A 15,178-nucleotide genomic window follows, 5' to 3' on the forward strand; every position below is an offset into this window, starting at 1 on the left:
TTCTTCGCCATCTAATTGTTTGCAGGAGTCAGTTCGCTTCAAATTGAAGCCACGCATGTTTATATCGAGCTGAGCTTGTCAGCTCACGCTTTTGTGGAGTTGTTACAGCCTCAATATGAGTAGGCGTGCGAACAATAAAGTGCAGCTCTTCAAACACATCTATAATAAGCTCGATTTCAGCTCTGCCAAGCCCGCTCAACGAGCTGAGCTTTTCTGTTAAACCTGCTTTTGCTATTATGCCTTGCTTACGAATGTACTGATAAATGATACCAAATTGTTCTCTCGAAGGGAATACTCTTAATCGATCTTTTTCGACATGAAGATCAAATAATTGAAGTTGTGGCTTGCGTATCGAATTCCATTCATTAATCGACAGCTCACCTACAACTTGAAGACGATCATGTTGTTTCAGCGCCTGCTCGTACTCACCCATTCCAAACCCGATAACATCGAGGGTTTTTCCACGATCCTTTAATTGCAGCTTCAAATGCTTGCCTTCCTTGCCGATCACTTTGCGTTCACTTAAGGTTGCACTTTTAATCAGCACGCGGGGCGAAGGATGATTCATGCCAAACGGCTCAAGCAGGGAAAGCTGATCAATCGTTTCAATTGAGACTTCAGACAGCTCACAGGCAAGATCAATGCTTAATGTAGGAATCCAGTCTTCTTCAGTAAGCCACTGCTTGGCAAGCTCGCTTAACCTAATCTCCAGCTGCTTCAGCTTTTCCGTTTCAAGCGTCATACCTGCGGCCGCTTGGTGACCGCCATAATGAAGCAGCAGATCCTCACATGCGGTTAATGCAGCGTGCAGATCAAAACCTTCAATCGAGCGTGCAGATCCTTTGGCAGAACCTGCTTGCTTGTCTATGCCAAATACAAGAACTGGCTTGTAATAGCGTTCAAGCAGCTTTGATGCAACGATACCGATTACGCCTACATTCCATCCCTCTTTTGCGACAACTATGACAGGTGGCTCCTCTTGTCCGTTTTTCTCTGCAAGCTGTTTTTTTGTAAGCCACTGTGCCTCAGCTTCTAGCACCATATCCTCTACAATCTGCTGTCTTTCTTTATTCAAATAATCAAGCTGTGTCGCGAGCTCTATCGCTTCCTGTTCAAGTTTGGATGTGAGCAGCTGAACGGCAAGCTTGGCATGCTTTAGCCTTCCTGCAGCATTAATGCGCGGAGCAAGTGCAAAACCTATTTTTGTTGCGGAGCATTCTACAATATTCACCCCGCTAGCTTCTGCCAGTGCATTAAAACCGATATGCTCTCCTTTACGAAGCTCCGCTAGACCATAGGAAACTAAGATCCGATTCTCACCCTCAAGCGGCATCAGATCGGCAATCGTCCCCAGCGCAACAATTCCGCTCCATTCCATCGGAGGCTTCTCCAAAAGCGCTGTAGCTAGCTTAAAGGCTACCCCAACACCTGCTAGTCCCTTAAATGGGTATGGGCAGTGCCCCTGTTTCGGATTGACGACCGCAACCGCTTGCGGAAGCTGTTCAGGTGGTTCATGATGATCCGTAACGACGATATCAATGCCTATTGAAGTGGCATACTCTACCTCTTCATATGCACTAATACCAGTATCGACCGTAACAATCAGGTTCACACCTTCCTGCTTCGCCTTGTCGATCGCTTCACAATTCAAGCCGTAGCCTTCCAGCATTCGGTGCGGAATATAATAATCATAATCCAGACCTAACCGTTCAAAGGTGTAGCATAGAAGTGAGGTGCTTGATACGCCATCCGCATCATAATCCCCATAGATCCGTACCTTTTCTTTTCTATCCAATGCTTGCTTAATTCGTTCTACCGCTACCTGCATCCCTGCCAGTTCAAACGGGTTATGCAGCAGCGCAGTCGTACCGTATAAAAATGTTTCTATGCTTGCTTCATCGCGATAACCTCTTTGAATAAGAAGCTTCGTTACGAGCGTCGGTATGCTTAGCTTTTTACTTAATCGCTTCGCTAATTCCTCTAAATCGTCCGACCATGATGCAAGCTGCCAACGCGATTTTCGACTCACCATATCGACAGCCCCTTTCTTTATAGACACAAACTACTGCAAGATTGTAGAAAACTCCTCCTGGGAGCCAGTTTCATTGCTTTTATAAGGATATTCTGGTGCGAACGGCTTCACATGAATCACGACATCGGTCAAATGCGTGAAGCGGTGCATCAGCAGCCAGCGTACACGCTGCCCGATCTCGTAGCCTTCCTGCACAGTAATTTTCGGATTAACATTGATCGTTAAGGTTGCCACTACATAATGTCCTTGCTCTCGAGCCTCACAGGACTCTACGGCAATTACACCCATCATTCTCAGCACTACATTTTTAATGTCTTCGCTATTCTCAACGGCTCCCTGCTCATTTGATGCGCGAGGCTTATTCCAGATCCGTTGCTTCAGACGCTGTAGTAGATGCTTCACCTTATCAACATCAGTAGACATAATATCCTCCTAGATCGTTCGATACTTATATTTATGATCATTCATGTATTACAACTACTAATTATATCATAGCTTCAAAGAAAGTCTGCATCAATTACCAGTACGCATATACACAACTTTATACATATGGGACGTCAAGAAAAAACTGACTATGGTTTTTCGTACCATAGCCAGTCCTCATCCATCACTTATAAGCTGCTATACGATTGGCTGATCTGGCTGTCTAACAGGTCCGCCAGTCGGCTTTTTCTTTTTCTCTCTTTTCTTAAATTCGAACCACAATGGGCTTGCAATACAGATCGTCGAATAGGCTCCGCTAATTAATCCTATTAGAATTGCAAGCGAGAACAGTCTGATTGACTCGCTACCGAATAGGAAAATAAACACCGTTACAATTAATACCGTCAATACGGTATACAAGTTACGAGCCATTGTCTGCCAAATACTTGCATTCACAAGCTCAACAAGCTGCTTTTCGTTTTTAGCTGGGTTGAATCGTAAGTTTTCACGGATTCGGTCAAAAATAACGATTTTATCGTTAATTGAATAACCAAGTGTGGTTAAAACCGCAGCTATAAATGGTAAATCAACCTCTAATCGAAAGATGGAGAACAATGCCACGACGACAAAGCAGTCATATAAGATCGCGATATTGGCAGATACAGCAAAACGCCATTCAAAGCGAATCATAACATATAGCATAATAAGAAGGGACGCTGCTAAAATCGCCCAAATTGTTTTGATCGCGAGCTCTCGAGCCAGATCAGCGGATACAACGTTTATTTCGAAAGACGTTTCTTCACCAAAAGCAGTCTTGAATGCAGTTTGAATATCACGAGTCTGCTCATTTGACAGCTCTTCGCCAAAACGGATCGAAATGCGATCATTGTTCGTTCCGCCAACAGTCGGCACTTCGCTATAGCCAAGTTCATCGAGGACAGCAATAACCTCTTCCTGCTGAACAGAACGCTCCGCCACCGAATCCATCGTTGTACCTGATTTGAAATCGATGCCTAGATTAAGCTGAAAAATTAGCAACGAAAGGATACCAATTATTATCAAAATCGTTGAAAACATAAAATACTTTTTACGGTTGTTTACAAAATCATACCGAATATTTGTCTCAAAGCGCACGCACATCTTCCTCCTTTACCCCGTAGTATTTTGGCTTCATGAATGCATTACTGTGTACAAGCATAGAAAGCAGGAAGCGTGACAAGTAAATATTCGTTATTACGCTGACAATAATACTGAAAATCATCGTAAGCGCAAAGCCTTTTATAGCACCGTCTCCAATTACATATAGTGCCGCGCTAGCAATAATACTCGTAATATTAGCATCCATGATGGTACGGAAGGAGTTTTTCGAGCCCGCTTTCAGGCTGGATGCCATGCTTTTTCCGCTGCGAATCTCTTCTTTAATCCGTTCAGCTGTAATAATATTAGCGTCCACCGACATCCCGACGCCGAGGACAAACGCTGCTATACCTGGCAGAGTCAGTGTAGCGCCAAGCCAATTATGGACGAGTACTAACAGCCACGCATACGTAATGATCGAGATAGAAGCAACAACACCAGGAACTCTAAACACGATCATCATGAAGAACAACACGATTAACGATCCGATAACGCCAGCCTTAACGGTATCATTTAATGATTGCAAACCAAGCTTCGCACCAACGCTTTGCGTATATTTTTCAGTCAGCTTCAATGGCAAAGAACCCATATTAATCAGGTCACGCAAATACTCGGCTTCTGAAACTTTAGAATCACCAAGTGAAATTTGCGCTGAACTTCCGGGAATTGGATAATTTACTCGTGGATCGGAAATGAGCTCCTCATCCAAATAAATGGACAATGATTGTCCGACTAATTGACTCGTTACTTCATAAAGTTTATTGCTGTCCTTCAACTCAATCGTAACAATCGGACGATTGAGATTATCTCTTGCAACTCCTGCGCTATTTTCCTTAAAGTCCCTTCCATCGAGCATGATGGTGCCGTCTGGGGCACGGAACGTCAAATTAATCGGCTTAGCAAGCAGGTCTCGAATTTCTTCTTCATTCTCAACACCTGGCAAGCGGACGCGAATACGATTTGTTCCTTCTGGTAAAATTTCAGGCTCTGCGACTCCAGATTGGTCAATTCGCTTTTCAAGCGCCTTCGCTGTTTGCTTGAGGCTTTCTGGGGTTACTACTCCTCCCTCGTCAAAAGGAGAGGCTTCATACAACACTTCAAATCCACCCTTTAAGTCCAATCCTAGTTTTACATCTTTTAGTATTGAAGGGCTTGTCCATATGATTGCGCCAAATAGAACAACAACCACTGCGACAAAGGCAAGCAATCTTTTTATAACCATACGTCTAATATCCCCCTTAAAATCTCAATATTCCTATTATACAGATGGAACAAAACTCCGTCAAAAAAGAGACTCCTTCCAACTATTAGAAGGAGTCTCCTTTATATGCGTTGAGCATGAGAAAATTCATGAATTGATTCGGTTTCAAAGACAAGATATCACTGACTACCTGATGAAGCTCAGGCTTGCCATTCTTGGCGTATTTTGCACTTACACAGCTCCAAACCTCAGATGCCTCAACGTGATCATATCCTAGCAGCCTTAATTCCTCTGCTTTGCTTTTGCAAAGCTCCTCTAAGTCTGAATCCCACTCGATGCGTGTCAACTGCTTCACCTCCTGATAGCGCTAAGACGTACTCTACCTCAATAACAATTCGGCATTTAAAACATATTTCCTGCTGACGTATCAATTTAGACATGGAATGAAGGATGACAAGCATAGGATGAAATGTACAGGCTTATTAAGAGAGGTGTAGGTATGACGAAGCAAAGCTTTATCAAGGGCGCTATGATTTTATTGCTTGCAGGAATGATTAATCGCATTTTGGGATTTATACCAAGAATTACATTGCCGCGCATTATTGGTGCGGAAGGAGTAGGAATTTACCAGCTAAGCTATCCATTCCTCATTGTACTATTGACATTTATTACTGGCGGAATTCCACTTGCTATCGCAAAATGGATTGCAGAGGCTGAATCCGTTGGCGACACGGCTAGAGTAAAACGGATTTTTAGAACTGCGATGGTGCTCAGCGTGTCCATTGCCCTTGCGCTAACAAGCTTGATGCTTTTCTTTGCACCGTTAATCATCAAGTACATCATACCAGAGCCCCGCGTCTACCAATCCTTTCTCGTCATGTCACCGCTGCTTGTCATAATCGGAATTAGCGCGGTGTATCGAGGCTATTTCCAGGGAAAGCAAAATATGATTCCGAGCGCCTTGTCTCAAACGATCGAAACCATTATCCGAATTATCTTCTCACTAGCGCTATCCTATGTGCTTCTTCCTTATGGTCTCCACTGGGGGGCTGCGGGCGCCATGCTTGGCGTTGTACTTGGCGAGGTGGCAGCACTCGTTACAATGCTGTTGTATTATCATCGTGAGCGAAAAAAACGAAATTCTTCTCTATCACTGGAGCAGCAAAAAGCAGCTGAGCCTGAATTGAGTGATAGCGCCAACATGAATAACAGCAGTTCTAACGAATCTATGTCCGACTACAATTCTACGGCACTGGATACAAACAAGCATAAGTCAAAAAAGAAATGGTTCAGCAACAACAAGGAGGATTCCATTCTAGGCAAGCTGCTCACGTTATCAATTCCTGTTACAGGAAGCAGACTGGTGGGTTCTATCAGCTATTTGCTTGAATCCATCTTTACAGCGAGAAGCCTTGCGGCAGCTGGTATAGTAACGAGCATTGCGACTGCACAATACGGTGCATTGCAGGGCATGATTTTACCGCTCATTCTTCTGCCAACAGCATTAACCTATTCATTAGCTGTTTCGCTTGTACCATCGCTGTCAGAAGCAGCTGCTCAAAAACAAAACCATCTCATTCATAAACGACTGCATCAATCCATGCGCATTTCACTTGTGGCAGGTGCACCGTTTACGATTATTATGTTTTTGTTTGCAGAGCCTATTTGCGAGCTGCTATATGCGCATGGCGAATATGCACCTATGCTCCAGCTTATCGCACCAATTGGTATTTTTATCTATTTGCAGGCACCGCTTCAAGCTACCTTGCAAGCGTTGGAGAAGCCGGGCGTTGCGCTTGGAAACACCTTTATCGGCGCAGTCGTCAAAATCTCACTCATTATTGTACTGGCCTCTAACCCTGCGCTTGGTATTAAAGGGGCTTTAATTGCAATTGCAGTTAACACCGTGCTTGTTACGGTACTTCACGCGATTAGTGTTAAACGTTTCGTAGGCTTCCATATGAACATACTTGATTTTGTAAAGGTGGGCGCTGCTATTATTATTGCAGGGGCATTTGCTCATTATGTAAAATCGCTGCTTACAGCACAGCCAGAGTGGCTTAGCTTGCTCGCAGCCTGCATCACGACGATGATTTTATATATTTATTTTATGTTTCTTATGCGGATCATTGATCGTGATGACCTGACCCGTATTCCATACATTGGCAAGTGGTTTGTTCAGCACTAATCCTTTTTGTTGCTTATATCAATGTAAATGCGGTCTTTGTGGTCAATCGTGCACAGCAGCACATCCTTAAATTGCGATGCGCCTTTTTCCTGGATAATATTTTTGAGCCAAAAACGTGTTTTGTTCAGCTTCTCAAGGTTCTGATCCTGTACCTTGCCATCCATAATTAAAGGAATCGGTAGCATTTCATAACGAAAGCCGTATGGAATGATCGGCTCTTGCTTAGGTGACTGGTCATCTTGCTGCTGTGATGGTTGTTGCTGCTGTTGCTGTTGATCTGCTTTCGGGACAATTGATAATTTACCGCTTGTTTCCAAGATAGCAAAATCAACATCATCAATGGTCGTTATGCCTTGCTCTCGAAGCTGCAGCATCAAGTCGTCCAGATTGTAACGCTGCTTGTTTAGCTCTTCTCTATAAATTTGTCCCTTCGCAATGATCACCGACGGTTTGCCATCAAGCATTAGACGAAGCTTACGATTTTTCATGGACGCATAAGCTGACAGTATTTGTACGATAAGCAAAATAAGTATCGGCAGTATGCCATGCATTAAATCATTATCAGGATCTTCAATTTCGATTACAGCGAGTTCTGCGATCATTACCGATACAACAAGGTCTAAAACAGAAAGCTTACCGATTTCACGTTTACCCATTAGTCGAAGCACAATGAACACAATGATGTACATAAGAACAGTACGCCACGACAATCCTAACCATTCCATGAACCTACTCCCTTTCTGTCTTAGGTATGAGCTATTGTGACCCCTTCCTATATCGTTCATACCAAACTGTTGCACGAAGTATATGGGAATGCTCACAAAGAAATAAAACCTTGGGAACTTGTACTAATTAGGAATGCGTTGCCATATGGTAAATATAAAGAAATAAAGGAGGTATATCATGAATACAAGTACACGCAGACTTATGGCTATGCCATTGATGGCAGGAATTACATTTGCATTAATATGGCTCGCCATTGGCGCACTGCTGCTCTCACTCCTTCTTCACTTTACGTCAATGAAGGAAAGCAATCTTGGCATGATGGCTTTTATTGTACATAGTTTCGCTTCCTTTGTGGGCGGGTTTAGCGCAGGAAAACGGGCGGAATCAAAAGGCTGGTATTATGGAAGCAGTTTAGGCGTATTCTATGGTCTCATCATTATTATTGTCAGTTTTCTGGCAACCGATGTATCGCTAAGCCTACATAGTTTCATTCTGCTGTTAACTGTACTCGCAGCAGGCGCATTCGGCGGCATGATCGGCGTTAATCTACGCAAATAAAAATGCCCCAATAGCGGATGATTACCGCTATTGGGGCATTTTTCATTTCTTATGTATCTATTCTGCAGAAGGTGCAGATTGAGATACTGTACTAATTGCACTGCGGTCAAACGTAAGCTTCATTGTATCGCTTACGCGTATTACCGCTGTATCATCAGTTAGTTCAACAATCGTACCATGCAAGCCACCAATTGTTACGATTTTATCGCCCTTTTTCAATTGATGAAGCATAAGATTACGCTGTTTTTGTTTCTTTTGCTGCGGACGAATAAGCAGGAAATAGAACACAACAAACATAAGTACAAATGGGAGCAACAACCCCCAAATGCTTCCTGGTTGTGCTGCTGGATCAGCTAAGTACATTGACATTAATTTCACCCCTTTCAACATTGGTAATCTTAAACATCATATTAAAATCCTTTGTCGTTATCCAACAACCCATACTGTGCAAAGAACTGATCTCTATAGTCGAGCAAGCAATCGTTCATTATCGCTTCTCTTACATTTTTCATTAGTCGCGTAAGGAAATGCAAATTATGATATGTCGTCAATCGTATGCCGAACGTCTCATCAGCTTTTAACAAGTGACGAATATATGCACGCGAATAATTTTTGCACGTATAGCAATCACAATTTGGATCTAGAGGACCAAAATCCTCTGCGAATTTGGCATTTCGAATAACAAGACGACCTTGACTTGTCATTGTTGTCCCATTTCGTGCAATGCGAGTTGGCAGCACGCAATCGAACATATCAATTCCGCGGATCGAGCCTTCAACAAGTGCATCAGGAGAACCAACTCCCATTAAATAACGCGGCTTATCAAACGGCAAATGGGGAACGGTATAATCAAGCACTTCATACATCAAGTGCTTCGGTTCACCGACACTTAGGCCACCTATAGCATAACCCGGGAAATCCATGGAAGTCAAATCCTTCGCACTCTGTACACGCAGGTCCTCGAACATTCCACCTTGAACAATCGCAAACAATCCTTGATCATGCTTGCGTTGATGCGCGGCCAGGCATCGCTCTGCCCAACGAGACGTACGCTCCGTTGATTGCTTAACATATTCATAGGTCGCTGGATATGGCGGGCACTCATCAAACGCCATCATAATATCAGGACCAAGCGCATTTTGAATTTCCATCGCCTTCTCAGGACTAATGAATAGCTTTTCACCATTTAAATGTGAACGAAATTCAACGCCTTCCTCCGTAATTTTACGACGCTCACTTAAACTAAATACTTGAAAACCACCGCTATCAGTTAAAATCGGTCGATCCCAATTCATAAACGTATGAAGTCCGCCCGCTTTTTTGACAATTTCATGACCTGGTCTTAAAAACAGATGGTACGTATTGCTCAAAATAATTTGCGCATCCAATGCCTTCAACTCTTCAGGACTCATCGTTTTTACGGTAGCTTGAGTTCCTACAGGCATAAAGGTTGGCGTTTCAATAATGCCATGCGGTGTATGAACTCTCCCTAAGCGTGCGCCTGATTGCTTGCATTGTTTAATAAATTCGTATTTAATCGCCAAGTTGTTCACTCGTCCTATTCCTTTAGTATATAAACATAGCATCCCCAAAACTGAAGAAACGATATTTGTGCTCTACAGCTTCAGCATATGCTTTCATAATATGATCTCGTCCAGCCAGAGCGCTAACGAGCATCACTAATGTTGATTTCGGTAAATGAAAGTTTGTCAGCAGCGCTTGAACAAGCTTGAACTCATAGCCTGGGTATATAAAGATTGAGGTCCAACCATTACATGCTTGTAGCGGCTGATCCTTGAATCGTTGCCCTACAGTCTCCAGCGTCCGGGCAGAGGTTGTGCCTACCGCAACTATTCTACGTTTCTCCTCGCGAGCGCGTTGCAATATTTTTGCGGTTTGTTCACTTAATTCGTAATACTCCGCGTGCATTTCATGCTCTTCCACCGTTTCTGATGACATTGGTCGAAAGGTTCCTAGTCCAACATGCAATGTAATATAAGCCAGCTCCACGCCTTTATTTTCCAGTTCCGCCAGAAACGCTTCAGTAAAATGCAGTCCTGCTGTCGGTGCAGCGGCAGAGCCCTCATGCTTGGAATATACCGTTTGGTAGCGTTCTTTTTCATCAAGTCGTTCCTTAATATATGGAGGCAGCGGCATTTCGCCCAGTTGATCAAGCAGCTCATTGAAAATCCCTTTATAGGAAAAGCTTACGATCCGGGCTCCCATATCGCCTTCTTCTTCCACTTTCGCCTGCAGCAGTGGCTCGCCCTGCTCATTTTCGCCAAACACAACAATGGAGCCAAGCTTCATCCGCTTTGCCGGCTTCGCGAGAACTTCCCAGCGATCACCTTCAAGCTGCTTCAGTAATAGCAGCTCAATTTTTGCACCTGTATCCTGCTTCGTGCCTAGCAAACGAGCTGGAAGAACGCGTGTATCATTCAACACTAGCACGTCCCCAGCCTGAAGCTTATCCGCCAAATTCATAAACGTGCCGTGCTCAGTAGCTCCATTATTCTTGTTCAGCATAAGCAATCTCGAAGCTGTTCTTTGAGCTAGCGGAGTCTGGGCAATAAGCTCCTCTGGCAGTGTAAAATCAAATAAATCTACATTCATTGTCTATTCATCCTTAGCAATTGTTGATCCTGAATAATAGTATTTCAGAATATATTGATAGTCATACCCTTGATTGGCTAAGCCGTAAGCGCCATATTGCGATAATCCTACTCCATGGCCATTTCCTTTTCCATCGAACTGGAAGCCTGCTTGTTTTGTCGCAGCTCGAACATTGCCCTTTCCGTCTAGCACAAACAAATAATCGCCGCTTGCTGTAGCTGTTCGTCCATTGCTACCAAGCACCTGCAGCCCTCCTGCGCCATCTTGTTTCGTTCTTCTATTGTCACCGGCACCAAGAACGATGACTTGTCCAGTTTGCTCGATCGTAAACAACGTGCTTTGCAGCGAGCCGTCTACTCCTAGCACACCACGCAAGTCAACAGGAGACTTTACAGGGAGTGCTTTGCCATTTACAGAAACTTCAGTCGCTCGGCCAGAGCTACCTGTCTTGCTTACTTCCATTGTCGTAATCGGACCAGCAACTGAAAGTCTGGCATTGATCGTTTGCAGCATTTCATCGCCCGTATACGGTCCTCTACGCCAATTCATCGCATTAGACTGAATGACTTTTTCCAACGCGACCAATTGAACTCCGCTATTGATTTGTGTAATTGGCGTCACATTGCTTTGAATTAGAGGGTTGCGCCGAATATTGGTTTCATTCGTAGTCGAAACAAGAATCGGCTTGCCTGCTGCATTTTTCAGACCGGAATCCTTCACGAGATCCTCTCTAATATAACCTACTTTACCGTCAGGCAGCACGACACGATACCAACTGTGAAGCCCCCTTTCGGAGATTTCATCTGGACTCGTTACACTCTTCAGATAAGATACTTGATTTCCCCATATTTCTGTTGCGTCTGCAGTTCTGCCGCCAGCGCTGGAGGAAAAGAGTGTTTCTACCAGTCTGCCATTGTGCATTAACACTTCGCCCTTAGTAGCATTTACAGCAGCTGTAGTGTTTTCATGTTCAGAATTAACGCCATAGTAGGCTTGACTTGTCGTAGTATCAACAACATGAGCGACTGTGAAGCCATTTCCACCGTACAACGCATACGTTCTGGCAGCTACTGCTTGTGCCTTCAACGCCTCCATCGGCCATGAAGGATACATTTCAATTGCAACTACTGAATATAGATACTGCTCTAGCGGCAGTTCGTTTACTACATACATCTGACTGTTCAGTGCGCCTGCTTCAATCGTTCCACGGTAGCTTCGATTGCTTCGCTCCGCAACCGTTACAGTTCCGTTAGAAGCTGCATTAACGGTGACAACCATTTGTGGATTATACATATAGAGCTCATCTGAGCTGTTGGCTGACGCCGTTGCACTGTGATCGACACGCATAATGAGCATATCTTCATTGCCTTTAACTGTTGTTAACTTGCTTGAAACCTTGCTCGCTGCTGCTTTAACAAGCTCCAGCTCTTTTTCTGTACCAGCAAGTCCAATCAGTACCGTATATTCCAGCTTTCCATCACTCGATAGCTTCATGCCAATTGCCGTATCCAAGCCTTGCGCACCAAAGCTAGTTGCTGCTTTTAACGCATCGCTTTTTGTCGAGTAGCTTTCACTGCTTAATGAAAAGGGTCCTGAAATCACCATGCTGCTGCCTGCGAGGCTGGAGATCGAAGCAGTGCCTTTCCATTTGTTCAGAGCAGTTTGAGCTTCAGCATTTGTAGGATAACCGCCCTCAACAACCTGATACGTTACAGCATTTTTCTTGCTTAAGGATAATAGAAAAGGAGTGCCTCCCGCCGATTTGACTGCATCGAATACTTGCTTGGCTGTATTGAACTGTGTTCCTTCATATACCTTGACCTTATAATCATTCATAGCGAGTCTAAACTGATCTTTTTCAGGAAAGCTAAGCCACTGTACTGTTTTGCTGGAAGCAGTAACAGAAAGGTTCAAGGCACGATCAGAGCTTAACGTAGCCGCCTTGGTAAGACTTGTATACTTTCCTGGCAAATTGACAAATAACGCTACTCTAATTGTGTCCAACGTAGGCACGGCCGCTTGGACAGCTTGTGGAAAGCTTGCTGACAGCAGCAAAATGATAGCGAGCAGCATACCTGTAATTTGTCTGATTTTTTTATTCATACGATCACATCCTTATTTTTGTTCTGGAAATGGAAGTCCAAGATGGCGGTAAGCCCCTTCTGTTGCCATGCGTCCACGCGGTGTTCGCTGAAGAAATCCAATCTGCATAAGATAAGGCTCGTACACATCTTCAATTGTTTGTGGCTCTTCGCCAATTGTTGCCGCAATAGTATCGAGTCCCACTGGTCGCCCCGAAAACGTCGTCATCATTGCATGAAGCATTTTATGATCGATGTGATCAAGCCCCATTGGGTCAACTTGCAGCAGTTCCAATGCGGATTGAGCAATTTCATGCGTAATAATGCCATCGCCTCTTACCTGTGCATAATCCCTTACTCGTTTGAGCAAACGATTGGCAATACGCGGCGTTCCCCGAGAACGAAGTGCGATTTCATAAGGTGCTTCTCCAGTTATAGCGACGTCTAAAATTTCAGAGGCGCGTGATACGATAAATGCCAATTCATCTACTGTGTAGTATTCGAGTCTGCTTACAACGCCAAACCGATCACGAAGAGGTGCTGACAGCAGGCCTACACGTGTAGTTGCCCCAATTAAGGTAAAGGGCGGCAGATCAAGCCGTACGGATCGTGCGCTTGGACCTTTTCCAATCATAATATCTAGCGCAAAATCCTCCATAGCAGGATACAGCACTTCTTCTACCGAGCGATGGAGACGATGAATTTCATCAATGAAAAGCACGTCGCCTTCCTGCAAATTCGTTAGCAGTGCGGCCAGATCTCCTGGACGCTCAATAGCGGGTCCTGATGTTGTGCGCAGATTTACACCCAACTCATTGGCAATGATGTTGGACAATGTCGTCTTTCCAAGCCCTGGAGGGCCATACAACAGTACATGGTCGAGTGCCTCCTTGCGCATTTTGGCTGCCTCGATATAAATATTCAAGTTTTCCTTTGCTTTTGATTGCCCAATATATTCGTTCAAATAACGAGGGCGCAAGCTTAACTCAACCGCATGCTCTTCCATCATCAAGTTTGCGGATATAATTCGTTCATCCATGCTGCTTGAGCTCCTTTCCGTTATCCTTTAAATAGCTGCTGCAGCGCTTTTTTCATTAATACATCTACACTGTCATCCGCTCCTACGCTATCTTGCATAGCTTGCCATGCACGATCAAGCTCTGCTTCTGTGTATCCAAGTGCGTTAAGCGCTTCTTTCGCTTCTTGCCATGCCTTGCCTTCCGGTATTGGTTCATGTGGAGCGTCTTCATACTGCAAAGAAAACCCAGAAGCAAACGTATCAAAGCCAATATCTCCAAGCTTGTCCTTCAGATCAAGCACGATGCGCTGTGCGGTCTTTTTCCCTATGCCTGGCAGCTTGGTTAAATACGTCAGGTTGTCCATTTGTATCGCTTGAACAAGCGATTCTGGCGTCCCTGCTGAGAGCATACCGAGCGCTACCTTCGGACCAACCCCCGACACATCTAAAAGCTTGCGAAACAGCATTTTTTGCTCTCGCGACTCAAATCCAAACAGTAATGTTGCATCTTCTCGCACATGATAGTGAATATGTACCGTAACCGGCTGCTGCGCTGCCTGAAGCGCATAAGGATTTGGCGTAAAAACACGATAGCCAATATCTCTAACCTCTATAACCGCGTATTCTGGCTCGACGTAGGTTACCATTCCTTTTAAGTAGTCGATCATGTTCGCTTCACCTCATTGATTTTTTGTGTAAGCACTGAAGAATGTGCGTGACAGATCGCAACAGCCAAGGCATCAGCAACATCATCCGGCTTAGGGACTGCACTTAGCTTAAGAAACATTTTAACCATTTCCTGCACCTGCCGCTTCTCCGCATTGCCATAGCCCACTACCGCTTGTTTAACCTGCAAAGGGGTGTACTCCGCAACTGGCAATCCGCGCTGAGCAGCAGCAAGTATAATGACACCTCTGGCTTGCCCTACAGCAAAGGCAGTTGTAACGTTTCTATTAAAAAATAGCTTCTCGACACCAACCGCATCCGGTTTATATCGATCCATCAGCGCGCATGCCGAGTCATATACTTGAATTAAGCGCTCCTCCTGCGGGGTATGTGCTTCAGTCGTAATCGCACCGTACTGTACGGGGGTAAGCTTGTGGCCTTGTTTATCAATGAATCCAAATCCAGTAATTGCAATGCCCGGATCGATTCCTAGCACTCTCATTCGATCAATTCACCTCTATTAAATTCATGGCTC

The 15,178-nt window shown here is 44.4% G+C and carries 15 protein-coding genes; 2 read left to right on the forward strand and 13 right to left on the reverse strand.

Going from position 1 to position 15,178, the window contains the following annotated elements:
• Positions 1-28: 28 nt before the first annotated feature.
• From recJ to ACFP56_RS02865, 5 genes are all read right to left on the reverse strand, one after another.
• Positions 29-2,032, reverse strand: coding sequence for a single-stranded-DNA-specific exonuclease RecJ (gene recJ / locus ACFP56_RS02845; RefSeq protein WP_379230904.1), 2,004 nt, complete (start codon positions 2,030-2,032; stop codon positions 29-31).
• Positions 2,033-2,062: 30 nt separating this feature from the next.
• Positions 2,063-2,455 carry a cation transporter dimerization domain-containing protein gene (locus ACFP56_RS02850; RefSeq protein ID WP_379230906.1) on the reverse strand — a complete coding sequence of 131 codons (393 nt, stop codon included), beginning with the start codon at positions 2,453-2,455 and terminating at the stop codon, positions 2,063-2,065.
• A 198-nt stretch (positions 2,456-2,653) separates the two neighbouring features.
• Positions 2,654-3,589 carry a protein translocase subunit SecF gene (secF, locus tag ACFP56_RS02855; RefSeq protein WP_379230908.1) on the reverse strand — a complete coding sequence of 312 codons (936 nt, stop codon included), beginning with the start codon at positions 3,587-3,589 and terminating at the stop codon, positions 2,654-2,656.
• Entirely contained in the window at positions 3,579-4,814 is a 1,236-nt protein-coding gene (gene secD / locus ACFP56_RS02860; protein ID WP_379230910.1) for a protein translocase subunit SecD, read from the reverse strand. Before secD ends, secF begins: the two co-directional genes overlap by 11 nt.
• Before the next feature lie 85 nt (positions 4,815-4,899).
• On the reverse strand, positions 4,900-5,139 hold the full coding sequence (locus tag ACFP56_RS02865; RefSeq protein ID WP_379230912.1) for a post-transcriptional regulator: 240 nt from the start codon (positions 5,137-5,139) through the stop codon (positions 4,900-4,902).
• 153 nt (positions 5,140-5,292) lie between these two features.
• Here ACFP56_RS02865 and ACFP56_RS02870 point away from each other — a divergent pair, with 153 nt between their 5' ends.
• Positions 5,293-6,981: a putative polysaccharide biosynthesis protein gene (locus ACFP56_RS02870; protein WP_379230914.1), complete on the forward strand. Its 1,689-nt coding sequence runs from the start codon at positions 5,293-5,295 to the stop codon at positions 6,979-6,981.
• Here ACFP56_RS02870 and ACFP56_RS02875 read toward each other — a convergent pair.
• Complete coding sequence (locus ACFP56_RS02875; RefSeq protein ID WP_379230916.1) at positions 6,978-7,706, reverse strand: DUF421 domain-containing protein; 729 nt, start codon at positions 7,704-7,706, stop codon at positions 6,978-6,980. The genes ACFP56_RS02870 and ACFP56_RS02875 overlap by 4 nt on opposite strands.
• 178 nt (positions 7,707-7,884) lie before the next feature.
• Between ACFP56_RS02875 and ACFP56_RS02880 the strand changes: the two genes are divergently transcribed.
• The gene (locus ACFP56_RS02880; protein WP_379230918.1) at positions 7,885-8,265 is read left to right on the forward strand and encodes a TIGR04086 family membrane protein; all 381 of its coding nucleotides are present in this window, start codon (positions 7,885-7,887) and stop codon (positions 8,263-8,265) included.
• A gap of 57 nt (positions 8,266-8,322) precedes the next feature.
• Here the strand turns inward: ACFP56_RS02880 and yajC are convergent, their stop codons facing one another.
• Genes yajC through ruvC form a run of 7 tightly spaced genes read right to left on the reverse strand, consistent with a single transcriptional unit; the run spans position 8,323 to position 15,145 of the window.
• Positions 8,323-8,628, reverse strand: coding sequence for a preprotein translocase subunit YajC (gene yajC, locus ACFP56_RS02885; protein WP_379231763.1), 306 nt, complete (start codon positions 8,626-8,628; stop codon positions 8,323-8,325).
• Between the two features lie 47 nt (positions 8,629-8,675).
• Positions 8,676-9,809, reverse strand: coding sequence for a tRNA guanosine(34) transglycosylase Tgt (gene tgt / locus ACFP56_RS02890; protein WP_379231765.1), 1,134 nt, complete (start codon positions 9,807-9,809; stop codon positions 8,676-8,678).
• A 22-nt stretch (positions 9,810-9,831) separates the two neighbouring features.
• The gene (gene queA / locus ACFP56_RS02895) at positions 9,832-10,878 is read right to left on the reverse strand and encodes a tRNA preQ1(34) S-adenosylmethionine ribosyltransferase-isomerase QueA (RefSeq protein ID WP_379230920.1); all 1,047 of its coding nucleotides are present in this window, start codon (positions 10,876-10,878) and stop codon (positions 9,832-9,834) included.
• 3 nt (positions 10,879-10,881) lie between these two features.
• Complete coding sequence (locus ACFP56_RS02900) at positions 10,882-12,981, reverse strand: SpoIID/LytB domain-containing protein (RefSeq protein ID WP_379230922.1); 2,100 nt, start codon at positions 12,979-12,981, stop codon at positions 10,882-10,884.
• Between the two features lie 12 nt (positions 12,982-12,993).
• Complete coding sequence (ruvB, locus tag ACFP56_RS02905) at positions 12,994-13,998, reverse strand: Holliday junction branch migration DNA helicase RuvB (protein ID WP_379230925.1); 1,005 nt, start codon at positions 13,996-13,998, stop codon at positions 12,994-12,996.
• A 20-nt stretch (positions 13,999-14,018) separates the two neighbouring features.
• On the reverse strand, positions 14,019-14,645 hold the full coding sequence (gene ruvA, locus ACFP56_RS02910) for a Holliday junction branch migration protein RuvA (protein ID WP_379230927.1): 627 nt from the start codon (positions 14,643-14,645) through the stop codon (positions 14,019-14,021).
• Entirely contained in the window at positions 14,642-15,145 is a 504-nt protein-coding gene (gene ruvC / locus ACFP56_RS02915) for a crossover junction endodeoxyribonuclease RuvC (protein WP_379230929.1), read from the reverse strand. Before ruvC ends, ruvA begins: the two co-directional genes overlap by 4 nt.
• Positions 15,146-15,178: the final 33 nt, after the last annotated feature.

This window comes from Paenibacillus septentrionalis, from assembly GCF_042659865.1.
In the GTDB taxonomy this organism is placed as follows: Bacteria; Bacillota; Bacilli; order Paenibacillales; family Paenibacillaceae; genus Pristimantibacillus; species Pristimantibacillus septentrionalis.